Origin of the sequence: Parasynechococcus sp., from assembly GCF_042954245.1 — a bacterium.
Lineage (GTDB): Bacteria > Cyanobacteriota > Cyanobacteriia > PCC-6307 > Cyanobiaceae > Parasynechococcus.
The window spans coordinates 1-11,043 of sequence record NZ_JBGKDP010000199.1; the positions used below are offsets into that span (position 1 = coordinate 1).

At 60.7% G+C, this 11,043-nt stretch carries 11 protein-coding genes and 1 pseudogene; 7 read left to right on the forward strand and 5 right to left on the reverse strand.

The window, feature by feature from the left end:
- Positions 1–816, forward strand: an 816-nt coding sequence (locus ACGVJ8_RS08995) for a helix-turn-helix domain-containing protein (protein WP_392347376.1), incomplete at its 5' end; no start/stop codon positions are given.
- Here the strand turns inward: ACGVJ8_RS08995 and malQ are convergent.
- Positions 750–2,318 (reverse strand): 4-alpha-glucanotransferase, encoded by a 1,569-nt coding sequence (gene malQ, locus ACGVJ8_RS09000; RefSeq protein WP_392347378.1) that lies wholly within the window; start codon positions 2,316–2,318, stop codon positions 750–752. The genes ACGVJ8_RS08995 and malQ overlap by 67 nt on opposite strands.
- Positions 2,319–2,350: 32 nt before the next feature.
- Positions 2,351–3,379 (reverse strand): NAD(P)-dependent oxidoreductase, encoded by a 1,029-nt coding sequence (locus tag ACGVJ8_RS09005; RefSeq protein WP_392347380.1) that lies wholly within the window; start codon positions 3,377–3,379, stop codon positions 2,351–2,353.
- 88 nt (positions 3,380–3,467) lie between these two features.
- Here ACGVJ8_RS09005 and ACGVJ8_RS09010 point away from each other — a divergent pair, with 88 nt between their 5' ends.
- Together ACGVJ8_RS09010 and ACGVJ8_RS09015 are read left to right on the forward strand one after the other, a co-directional pair.
- A complete protein-coding gene (locus ACGVJ8_RS09010; protein WP_392347382.1) occupies positions 3,468–3,800 on the forward strand; it encodes a hypothetical protein in 333 nt (110 codons plus the stop codon).
- Between the two features lie 76 nt (positions 3,801–3,876).
- Positions 3,877–4,383, forward strand: coding sequence for an LCP family protein (locus ACGVJ8_RS09015; protein WP_392347396.1), 507 nt, complete (start codon positions 3,877–3,879; stop codon positions 4,381–4,383).
- Here ACGVJ8_RS09015 and ACGVJ8_RS09020 read toward each other — a convergent pair.
- Complete coding sequence (locus ACGVJ8_RS09020) at positions 4,380–4,880, reverse strand: hypothetical protein (protein ID WP_392347384.1); 501 nt, start codon at positions 4,878–4,880, stop codon at positions 4,380–4,382. The genes ACGVJ8_RS09015 and ACGVJ8_RS09020 overlap by 4 nt on opposite strands.
- Before the next feature lie 56 nt (positions 4,881–4,936).
- On the opposite strand from ACGVJ8_RS09020, the gene ACGVJ8_RS09025 reads away from it, so the two are divergent.
- Positions 4,937–5,932 (forward strand): ribose-phosphate pyrophosphokinase, encoded by a 996-nt coding sequence (locus ACGVJ8_RS09025; RefSeq protein ID WP_392347386.1) that lies wholly within the window; start codon positions 4,937–4,939, stop codon positions 5,930–5,932.
- A 282-nt stretch (positions 5,933–6,214) separates the two neighbouring features.
- A complete protein-coding gene (locus ACGVJ8_RS09030) occupies positions 6,215–6,832 on the forward strand; it encodes a glycoside hydrolase family 10 protein (RefSeq protein ID WP_392347388.1) in 618 nt (205 codons plus the stop codon).
- A gap of 1,187 nt (positions 6,833–8,019) precedes the next feature.
- Here the strand turns inward: ACGVJ8_RS09030 and ACGVJ8_RS09035 are convergent.
- Positions 8,020–8,814 (reverse strand): metal ABC transporter permease, encoded by a 795-nt coding sequence (locus tag ACGVJ8_RS09035; RefSeq protein WP_392347390.1) that lies wholly within the window; start codon positions 8,812–8,814, stop codon positions 8,020–8,022.
- On the reverse strand, positions 8,807–9,496 hold the full coding sequence (locus ACGVJ8_RS09040) for a metal ABC transporter ATP-binding protein (RefSeq protein ID WP_392347392.1): 690 nt from the start codon (positions 9,494–9,496) through the stop codon (positions 8,807–8,809). The genes ACGVJ8_RS09035 and ACGVJ8_RS09040 overlap by 8 nt, the downstream gene beginning before the upstream one ends.
- A 105-nt stretch (positions 9,497–9,601) precedes the next feature.
- Here ACGVJ8_RS09040 and ACGVJ8_RS09045 point away from each other — a divergent pair, with 105 nt between their 5' ends.
- Together ACGVJ8_RS09045 and ACGVJ8_RS09050 are read left to right on the forward strand one after the other, a co-directional pair.
- Entirely contained in the window at positions 9,602–10,519 is a 918-nt protein-coding gene (locus tag ACGVJ8_RS09045) for a metal ABC transporter substrate-binding protein (protein ID WP_392347394.1), read from the forward strand.
- A 49-nt stretch (positions 10,520–10,568) separates the two neighbouring features.
- Positions 10,569–11,043, forward strand: a pseudogene (locus ACGVJ8_RS09050) (hypothetical protein); the annotation flags it as partial.

An 11,043-nucleotide genomic window follows, 5' to 3' on the forward strand; every position in this document is an offset into this window, starting at 1 on the left:
CTGCTGCTGCGGCGGCGGCGCGAGGAGCTGGGCCTCTCGCTTCGTGATCTGGCCAATGAGACCCGGATCACCACCCCCGTGATCGAGGCCCTGGAGCGGGGCTGGCGTGATCGCCTGCCCGAGCGGGCCTATCTCGCCTCGATGCTTCCTCAGATCGAGCGTCGCCTGGCCCTGCCCGGTGGATGCCTCGACCCCCTGCTCCCCCCGCCGGTGTTGCTCCGCTGCGGATCGGCTAAAATGGGTCTGGGTCGTTTCACCCTGGGCAACATCGATGTGTTCACCACCTGGCAGGGAACGGTCGTTTATGCGGCAGTGATCGCCTTCAGCCTGCTGGCCATCAATCGTCAACAACAGGACCTGGCCCTGCGCAACAGCCTCAGCCTTGAGCCCGTGCGTGTTGACGTGGAGGCGATCACCCGTGGCCCGAACCCGGCGGGTTCAGACGAAGGCATCGCAACTCTGCGCCCCCTGGAACAAGTCCAAAAACACACGCCTCAGCAGTGGCTTGATCTGGTGCGGGGCGCCCTGCCGCAGTCCCAGGGGGTGCTGGAGGTTGTTGTGGCTGAGCCAAGAGAGCTGCAGCTCTCCAGCGGTGGGGGCGACCGGGTTCAATTCACGACGAGCGCCGGCACGCTGACCCTGCAGTTGCAGGCCCCGATCGAGGTGCGCCTAGATCCCCCGGCTGGTGCTGAGGATCAGGTGCTCTGGAATGGAGAGCCTCTGCCTGTCGATCAAGAGCGGCCGGGGATCTACCGGGTCAACAAATTGCCTGCTCCCGAGAGCGACCGTCCCCAGACCGCTCCCCTGCTCCCGTAGCCGCCCAGGGCATTCCCCAGCGCGGCATCAAAGCTGCGAAGCCTCCAGCTCCAGTTGCCTTCGCAGGTGCCGGGGGTGTTAAATCTGGCCCGGTCGTCGAGGTGCATCAGGTCCTGCAAAGGGGCGATCACCAGGCCTGCGGTCGTGGCAAAAGCCATGTCGAGTAGATGCCAGGCCGGAGCACTGATCTCACCATTCACCCGCGTGGCGATGCGGCCTCGGCTGTCGGCATCCAAAGCGTTCCACCAGCCTAGGGTTGTGGGGTTGTCGTGGGTGCCGGTGTAGACGACCCAGCGATGCCCATCGGTGTTTTCCGGCAGATAGGGGTTGTCGGGTGCACCGTCGAACGCGAACTGCAGCACTTTCATGCCCGGCAACCGGAAGGCATCGCGGAGATCCTCCACATCCGGTGTGATCACGCCGAGATCCTCGGCAATCAAGGGGAGGGCACCACCGGCATCCCTGCGCAGTTTGCGCAGCAGGGCATGACCCGGGGAGGGCTGCCACTGCCCGTTCTCAGCGGTGCTGTCTCCACCGGGGACGGCCCAGAAGGCCGCAAGGGCCCGGAAGTGATCCAGGCGCAGCAGATCCACCATCTCCCGCTGGCGCGCGATTCTTCGCCGCCACCAACGGAAGCGCGTGATCCGATGCTGTCCCCAGCGGTACACCGGTGAGCCCCACAGCTGTCCGGTTTCCGAGAAGTAATCGGGCGGGACACCGCTCTGAGTGGTGAGCTGGCCGTTCTCCTTGACGGTGAACAAAGAACGGTTGCTCCAGACATCGGCGCTGTCACTGCTCACATAGAAGGGCAGATCCCCAAACAGCTGGATTCTCAGGTTGGCCGCCTGGCGGCGGATCGCCTGCCACTGCCGGTCGAGGTGCCATTGGATTAGCTGTTCCCGCAGCAGCGCGTCATGGTGTTGCTCCGCCCAGGCCCGCAGGGCCTTGTTGTCATGCCGGGCCAGCGCCAGCGGCCACTCCCACCAAGCGGTGTTGTGTTGATCGTGCAGGACCTGGAAATGGGCATGGTCCTGCAGCCAGCTGCGCTGCTGTTGCGCCCAGTGCTTGAAGGCGGCATGTCGCATTGGATCCTGCTCAGGCCAGGCGTCAAGCAGTGCATCCCCTAGGGCACCGGCCCGTTGCTGGGCGAGGTTGAATTCCACACGCTCCGCTCCCTCCAGCGGTGCATCAGCCCCTGGAGCAGCCCTGAGGGCTTCATCGCCGATAAACCCCTCGTTGGCCAGGTCCTGGCCGTCGAGGAACCACGGGTTCCGGGCCTTGCAGGAGGGAGAGCTGTAGGGCGAGCCGGTGGGATCCGGCGGGGCCAGGGGAAGCATCTGCCAGACGCCGATGTCCTGGTCGGCCAGCAGCTGGAGCCAACGGCGACACGGCTCACCAAAGCTGCCGCAGACTGGGCTGCCCGGCAGGGCGGTGGGATGCAGCAGCACCCCGGTGCTGCGCCCCCTCCCGGCCAAGGCCGGGTTAACAGTAGACTGATCCATGGAAGGGGCTTCGTTACCCAAGGATGGCGGCTTCAGAACAGCGCTGCATCCCCCAGGTCCTGCCCGGCCATGCCCTCCCGGGCCACGCGCTCGAAGAATTGTTCCAGCGTGTTGGTTCCATAGGACGGAGTGGCATCCGCGTCGTAGCACTGCTTTTGCTCGTCCCAGACGAGCATCGATTCGCTGGCGTAGTAACGGCCGATCCGACCAAATTCCGCCGTGTCGTTGATGCCTGGGAACACCCGAGCTAGGGCGTCCAGCAGGGCGATCGGCGCATCCATCAGGGCTATCGGCACCGACAGCATCCGTTCGGGCTTGTTCAGAGCGCGGAAGAGCATCTCTCCCTGCTCCCGGGCGCTCAGCGCCGGACCTGGCCCCCCGATAGGCAGCACCTGGTTGCGTTTGGACTCGTCATGGATGCAGTCCGCCATGAACCGGGCCAGATCGGCTTCGCTGATCGGCTTGCAGCTGGCCAGGGTTCCGCCTCCGAACATCACATAGGGGCCGCCCTTGCGGCAGCTTTCTACCTGTCCGCCAAGGCTTTTGAAAAAGGCGGTAGGGCGAACGATGGAGTGGCTCATTTCCTCGTCTGCCTGCAACACGGCTTCGAAGGCCAGCTTCGCTTTCTGAAATTCCAGCAGCGGCTTCTGCACGCAGATGGCCGAGAGCAGAACGTAATGGGCCACCCCGGCCGATCGTCCCTGTTCGTATGTGTTGAGGGTCGCTGCGTGGTCAATCGCCCAGGAATCCTTGCGGCCGCCGGTGCGGGAGGCCAGGCAACTTACCACCACATCAGTGGGTTGATCGAAGGCCTCGGCCGCGATCGAGGTTGGATCGGTGACATCCCCGAAGCACACTTCAGCTCCGGGGAAATCGGCGATCACTTCGTCCCTGCTCTGGCGACCACCGATGCCGCTGCGCTCGCGGGCGAAGGCGATCACCTGGTAGCCCCGTTCCACCAGTTCCTTCACCACAAAGCGGCCGATGTAGCCCGTGGCTCCGAACACCACCACGCGTACCTGTTCGGGTGGTCGGCTGCGGTAGTCGTCGCGGAGGGACATCGATGACGGCTTCACGGGGCCCAGGCTAGGAACTGGAGATCTGGGCGAAACTAAGCGCCATTGCGGTTGGTCCAGCGAAATGAACTGGTTGTCGCCACCCCGAGTTCGCGGTGCGCTGCGTGTCGCTGCCGCCGTGCTGGGGATTGGTGTCACCGGGTGGTTGCTGGCGACGCTCTGGCCAAAACCCGATCGTGTTGCCGCGGGCGCTCCGCTGAGTGCGGATCAACCAGAAACTCTGGCCCCCTTCCCGGAGGTCCCGGTCAAGGTGTTGGTGATCGGTGTTGCTGCGGATTGGCTGAGTGCGGCCTCCAAGCAGGCCGCACTCAGCCAATCCCGATGCACTGCTGCTGCTTCGCATTGCCGCCCAGGAGCCGCTTCAGGTGCTCCAGATCCCCACGGAGCTCGGCGTTCAGCTCCCTAGTGAAAAGAATTCGGGCAGCTTGGCTCAGTTGTGACGACGGGGTGGCGCCGGTCTTCTCTACGATGCCATCTGCGACATTGTTGGCCTCCAGGAGGGTGATCCCAAGCGCTACGTGGTGATGCCCCATGCCGCCCTACCCGGCCTGGTGGATGGTTTGGGCGAGGTGGAGGTTGTGCTGAGCGACTCCTCCAAGCGCCAGGAAACGACGCAGGGCTACACCGTCTTGCTCCAGGCCGGTCGACAGCGTCTGAATGGAGCCCAGGCGGAACAGCTGGTGCGCCACCTACCCGACCCCAAGGCTGTCTCTCAGCGTCGCCAGCGTCAAAACATCCTGGTGGAGGGTCTGATCGAACAGGTCAAAGACCCCAGTGGCATCGCGGTGATTCCTGGTCTGGTGAACCAACTGAACACCGTGGTGGAAACCAACCTCAGTCGTTCGGAGCAGCTGAGCCTGGCCGCGGCGATCATCGCCAGCCCTGAACCTGCACGGATCAGCCGCTTGCCTCTGGCCGACCGGGCCGGTGAGCAGACCTTGCGCCAAATCGAAGCCGGTGCCAGCCTTCCGCTCTGGCCCCAGCTTTAAGCGGGGCTGCGGAGTTGCAGTCTCCGGGCGAGGGCGTCGACGCATTCGGCCTGATCCGGATGCTGTTCATCGGGAATCCAGCCCAGCCAACTGAGGCCGTCCCGGCGTCGCGCTGAGCCGTTCCAGTGGCCCTGGAGCTGCACCAGGCCGAGCAGCGGCACCTGCAGTTCCCGGCAGAGAGCGGTATAGGCCGCGGCTGCGCCAGAGATCGAACCGTCTTGTTCTGCACTGGTCAGCAGCAGCACCGGCTGACGCCAGTCGGCCAGGGCTTGCAGCCAGCTGATATCACCCTCTGGGGTCGGCCGGGCTGCGTCACCACTGAGCCGCACCAGGCCTGTTGCCGACGGGTTGGTCTGCAGGACTTCAACTGGTGATGCACCACTGGCCACCGTGGTTAGAGGGCATCGACAAGCGCGTGCCAGGGCTTCGCATGCCTGGCGCATTTTGAGTTCAGGAAGGGGGCCCGCATACACCAGCACTGGGAAACCTGTGGACATCGGAGCACTGCTCACCTCTACCATCGGATTACAGCAGAATTCGTTCCGCGGGCGCCGTGACCAGTTTCCTGACAGCAGCCCGTTCCGAACAGGAGCAGATGACCCCTGACAGCCACCGCCTGCGTCTGTTTAGTGGCACCTCGAACCCTGCTCTGGCCAAGGAGATCTCCGCCTATCTGGGGGTGCCCGACGGTCCTCGCGTCTGCAAGCGTTTTGCCGACGGTGAGCTTTATGTGCAGATCCAGGAGTCGATCCGTGGCTGCGATGTGTTCCTGATCCAACCCACCTGCGCGCCGGTGAACGACCACCTGATTGAGCTGCTGATCATGGTAGATGCCTGCAGACGGGCCTCCGCACGGCAGATCACCGCTGTGGTACCTTACTACGGCTATGCTAGGGCGGATCGCAAAACCGCTGGTCGTGAATCGATCACCGCCAAGCTCACGGCCAACCTGCTGGTGAAGTCCGGTGTTGACCGTGTGCTGGCGATGGACCTGCACTCCGCTCAGATTCAGGGCTACTTCGACATCCCCTGCGATCACATCTACGGATCCCCCGTGCTGGTGGACTACCTCTCCACCCAGGATCTGGGAGATGTTGTTGTTGTGTCTCCGGACGTGGGGGGCGTGGCGCGGGCCCGGGCGTTTGCCAAGCAGATGAACGATGCTCCGCTGGCGATCATCGACAAGCGCCGCACCGGCCATAACATGGCTGAAAGCCTCACAGTGATCGGTGATGTGGCGGGGCGGACGGCGATCCTGATCGACGACATGATTGACACCGGCGGCACGATCTGTGCGGGTGCACGGTTGCTGCGGAAGCAAGGAGCCAAACGGGTGCTGGCCTGCGCCACTCATGCCGTGTTCTCTCCCCCTGCCAGTGAACGCCTGTCCGTTCAGGGCCTGTTTGAGCAGGTGGTGGTGACAAACAGCATTCCGATCCCGCAGCATCGGGTCTTCCCTCAGCTGAAGGTGCTCTCCGTGGCCAACATGCTGGGGGAAGCCATCTGGCGCATCCACGAAGAAAGCTCCGTGAGCTCGATGTTCCGCTGATCGTTGGCTTCCGGGCCATAGACGCTTGAATGAGCGGGCTTGGTTCGGCTTGATCACGGTTGATCCGAGCCATCCTTGAGTCCCGGTGCTTCAGCGGCGTTGGCTCAGCGGTGGAGGCCTCTGATTGGTGTTGCTCTGGCCAGCCTGATGGCAGGACTTCCGGCCTCTCTGATGGTCGAGTCTCGATTGGACCGGTTGCTCCGATCAGCACCATGGGCGTGTGGCTGACCAACAGCCTCAGCCAGCTCAATTCCGATATGACCGGAAGCGCACACAGTTGCGATGCAGCAGCTGCAGGATGCGGGGTTCAATCGTGTTGTGCCCAATGTTTGGAGCCGAGGCACCACGTTCCATCGCAGCCGCTTCGCTCCAGTGGAGCCTCCGCTGCAGAAGGCTGGGATCGGTCTTGACCCCATCTGCACACTGGCTGCGGAAGGTCGGCGCCGCGGCATCAAGGTGATGCCCTGGTTTGAGTACGGCCTGATGGAGCCGGCCGATTCATCCGTTGTGCGCGACAACCCCAGCTGGCCATTGGCTCAAGCCAATGGCCAGCGTTGGATGAGGATGCATGGCAACCATCGGATGCCTTGGCTCAATCCGGCTCATCCGGAGGTTCGTGCTCGCTTCATCGGGTTGGTGGTGGAAACCTTGAAGCACTGTCCGATGGACGGCCTGCAACTGGACGATCATTTCGCCTGGCCGGTTCAATTCGGTTATGATCTAGCTACTGTGGGGCTATGCCGCCAAGAGACGCGACTGGCGCTTCCCCGGGATCACAGCAATCTGATTGCGGCAACGTTTCAAGCAGGAACGCCTCTCCAGCGGCATCAGACTGTCTCCAGGTGCCCCCGTTCGGTCTACAACCTCTGGCTGCAGGACTGGGAGCTCTGGGTAGGCTGATCGAAGAATTGGTGGTGCAGAACCATGCCCATTCCGTTCGAGAATTTGCCAAAGACCTGGATTAGCCAGCTCTGCCCAAAGCCCGCAGCTGGGAAATCCCTTGGCAGATTAGCGTGTTAGCGGGATTTGGCAAATGTACCACCTCGATAGCCGTTCTGGAGCAAAAAGTCCGCCTGGCCCGTCAGCGTGGTCATGGCGTGATCTTCTTTCACTGGGAAGGGCTATGGGGTACGCATGTAGCGGAGTGGTATCGAGATCCTCGTCGCGAAGCATTCACCAGGCTTGGATCTGACTGACCAGCAGATCCTGCTTGACATAATCGTTGTACGACTGCATGAAACAGTTCACTGAAACCAGCTTCGATCCTTATGACCGTCACCACTGCCGCGTGTGGTTGTGTGATGGGTCGTTCAAGGATGTCGAGAGCTACGACGAAGCGCAACGCGTTTGGTATTCCAGTAAGACAAAACCTAAGACGATTGAGATGATGCAACCGAAGCGACGAAGGAGTGCCAAAGGCTTTTAGGGATTTTGATGAACGTGCTGTCGATCAATCGAGTTTGGATCGATTAAATTGACTGCAATGAGCTGTTGCAACCGGTTGAGCCGCATGGAAACTGCAGTCTCGCTAAGGTCTTGGATCTTCAATATTTTCTTGGCTCCATGGACGCATGGTTGATCTGTTCAACATCAGTTCGTTCGGAGTTTTCTTCAATGATCAGTAGCTGTGAAGCTGTGGGGGTTTCTTGATGACGAATCAGTTTGAACTCAACCAGCTTCGATCGAAGCTTCGTCGGCTCGATCTTGATGATCGGTTCGTCGAGCGATACATCGATAAACTAATCAGGAACAAAGAACCGTTTGTTACGGCACCGAAGGCCATTAATCGTTGGGAAAAGAAAGATTCAGGCCAATTTGTTCTTCAAGCGCTCGCCTGCGGATTGATTGCAGACCTGGCTGGTGGTTGGTTTGCCATTGTTCTGTAACCGGGTGAACGGAGCTATGAGCGATGTAAGCTTGATCGCCCTGTTCAACTTGGGCATGGCGTCAATGTTGACGGTCTTGTTTCTGGCTTTTCGGCGCACATGCCGCCTGGAGTAAGAACGCACATTGATGCGGAGAATGAGGCGGATGCCTTGATCGGATGTTCCTGAAGCAAAGACCATAAAATAGGCCCCCCTCCTTCATCACTTTTGCTCTGCGGTGTTGGCTTTGTAGGTGAACAGAAGTGCCAAGCACAGTGTTCCGATCAGTGGGCCTGGGGGTAGGTCAACAGCAATCGCCAGCATCATCCCGCCGCCACATAAAAGCAGGCCTGTGCTCGCGCTGCGCAGCATGAGTTCTTTCAGGCTTCGGCCGCGCTCCACGTGCATCAGCACCGGAGCGCAAAGCAGGCCAATCACCAGAATCACACCCACGGCAGTGATGGCGCTGATCACCACAAGGGCAGTGATCAGGCTGCAGATCAGCCGAATCAAGAGCACCGGTCGTTTGGCGATGGCTGCTCCCTCGGGGTCGATGCCAACGAACACCAGGTCGCAGTAGCCCCACACCAACATCGCCAACAGGGCACTGGCTGAGATAGCTGTCCGCAGCAGATCCGTCGCGTTGGCGGCCAGTAGATCGCCGAACAGAATCGTTTCTAGGTCCACCCGGGCGTCCAGTAGAGGGACCAACAGCACGCCCAGGGCGGTGAAGCCGGCTAGCACGGTGTTCATGGCGCCCTCTTCTCTGCCTTTGAAGCTCCGGTTCAAGCGTTCAGCCACTAGGGCGCCCAGCAGTCCACTGATAAGGCCGCCGATGCTTGGGTCGATGCCGATGGCCAGAGCGATCACCAAACCGGGCAGAACGGAATGGGCCATCAGGTTGGCCAGCAGTACCCGGCGTTGAGTGATCAGCAACGCTCCAGTTGCTGGACAGATGGCTCCGATCAACAGCGAGATCGTCAGTGGCAGAAGCCACCAGATGTCGGGTTCAACCACAACAGTGGCTCCCCATCATGCAAGTCAGGTCGCTCAGTTTTTTTCGAACCGTGTTGGGTGATCCGTTGGCCAGGATTTGGCCGTCCATCACAACAACCTGGTCGTAGCTGTCGAGGGCGCTGCCCCAGTCATGGCTGCTCACCAGCAGCGTCTGACCTGCTTCCGCCTGATCCCGCATCACCTTGAGCAGATGGTCTCGCGTCGGTGGATCGATAGCGCTGCAGGGTTCGTCCAGCAGCAGGATGTCGGTCTGTTGCATCAACGCTCTGGCCAGCAGGACGCGTTGTTGTTGGCCGCCGGAGAGCTGGTTGAGGCGCCGTGATCCCATGGCTCCCATGCCGACGCGTTTCAGCAGCTGTTCGCAGTGGTCCGCTGCTGTGGCTTTGCCCTTTTGGGGCGCCCCCAGCTTCACCATGTCGCGGGCGGTGATCGGAAACGACCAATCAATCGCTGCCCGCTGGAGCATCAGGCCGATTGGCTTGCTGGAGTAGACCGTTCCTTGGCTGGGTTTCAGTCGCCCTTCGAGCAGATGCAACAGGGTTGACTTGCCGGCTCCGTTGGGACCCACCAGCGCCGACAGCGTTCCCGCTTGAAGTTGCAGGTTGACGCGGTCAACGGTGTTGCGACCCCCGTAGCTGAAGCACAGCTCGGTTGTGCTCAGCACGCACGACGAATGGCTCATCAACTTGTTCGCAGCCTGGCGTTGGCCTGTTGTTGTTTTGAACACTCCATGCTGGCGCGGAATCACGCGATGCAGTAAGTGATAATCATTCTCAGTTTGTCGTCCATGGGAGCTGGCCTGATTCGATCAGTGGGTGTCGGTGTTGTCCTGGCCCTTGGCGCCACCGTTGTTCCGGCCCATACGGCTCAACCTGTGGTGGTGGCCGTCGACGGCACGCTGTGCGATCTCACCAGGACCCTGGCTGCCGGTGCCGCTTCGGTGACGTGCCTGATAACCCCCGGTGGTGATCCCCATTCCTATCGCTTGAAGCCCAGTGATCGCAGTCAGATCGCCAAGAGTGATCTGGTTCTGCACATCGGTTTCGGGCTGACCCCTTCCGCCAAAAAACTCAAGGCACCGGGAACAGTCGTGGCAGTCGGTGAAGTCGCCCTGCCGTCCTATGGCGGCAGCGACCCCCACGTCTGGCACGATCCGGCCAATTCCGCTGCCATGGTGCGGGTCATCGCCCGTTCTCTGGCCCCCGTGCTGCCGGCCAGTGATCGTGCGGCTTTGCAGCAACGCACAGCGCGTGCTGTGGCTGTTTTCCAAGCTCTTCAGGGCTGGGAAGCCAAGCAGTTCCGTTCTTTGCCCTCGGCGCAGCGGGTCCTGGTGACCGATCACGGGACCTACAGCCATCTCGCCGATCGTTTTGGACTTGTTGAGATTGCAATGCTGGATAGCCATACCACCGGCGGTGTTTTGAGGCCCTCCAGCCTCAAAAAAATTACTCAGGAGGTGAAATCCTCTGGTGCCAAAACCATCTTTTCTCCTGCGGTAACCCCGAACAAAACCCTGAGGCGCATCAGCAAGTCCACGGGATTGCCGATTGCGATCACACCGCTCTATGGGGAGGGCATTGCTGCCGGTCGCAATGCTGTTTCGACGGCGACCCTCAACGTCTGCACGATCGTCAATGGCCAGGGCGGTTCCTGCGACACCGCTGGAGCCAATGCATTGAACGCGAAGTGGTCATCGATCCGGTGACGTAATGCTCCCTTTCTCTTTGGTCTTCTTTTTTCTTCCGTCTTGTCTCATGTTCCGTTCACGCCTTGCCCTTCTGGCTCTTCTGTGGAGCCCGTTCGCTTCCATTTCACCTGCCGAAGCCCATGGCTCCCATGGTGGATCGGGTGAAGTTCTTGAAGCCGGTGAATTCGACTTCACCCCGATCATCACCATCGAGGGCCATAGTGGTTTTGATAACAAGCTTGAAGACCAACCAAAGCACTATGCCATTGATGGCATGTTTGGTGGCGTTTTTGAGTGGAGCCTCGACAATGGCGGCTCTTTCGCGATCGAAGCTGCCATTGGACCTGCTTTGGTTTGGGGAGAAGCTGAACACTTCTATGGCGCTGCCCACATAGATGATCACTCCGAAGATCATGAAGATGACCACGGCGACGATTATGACCATGCGCATAGTCATGAAACTGATTACAAGCGGACCGACGTCAAGGGCTTTATGCAGGTTCGCTATGCACCCAATGACCATATAGATATTTCACTTTCCT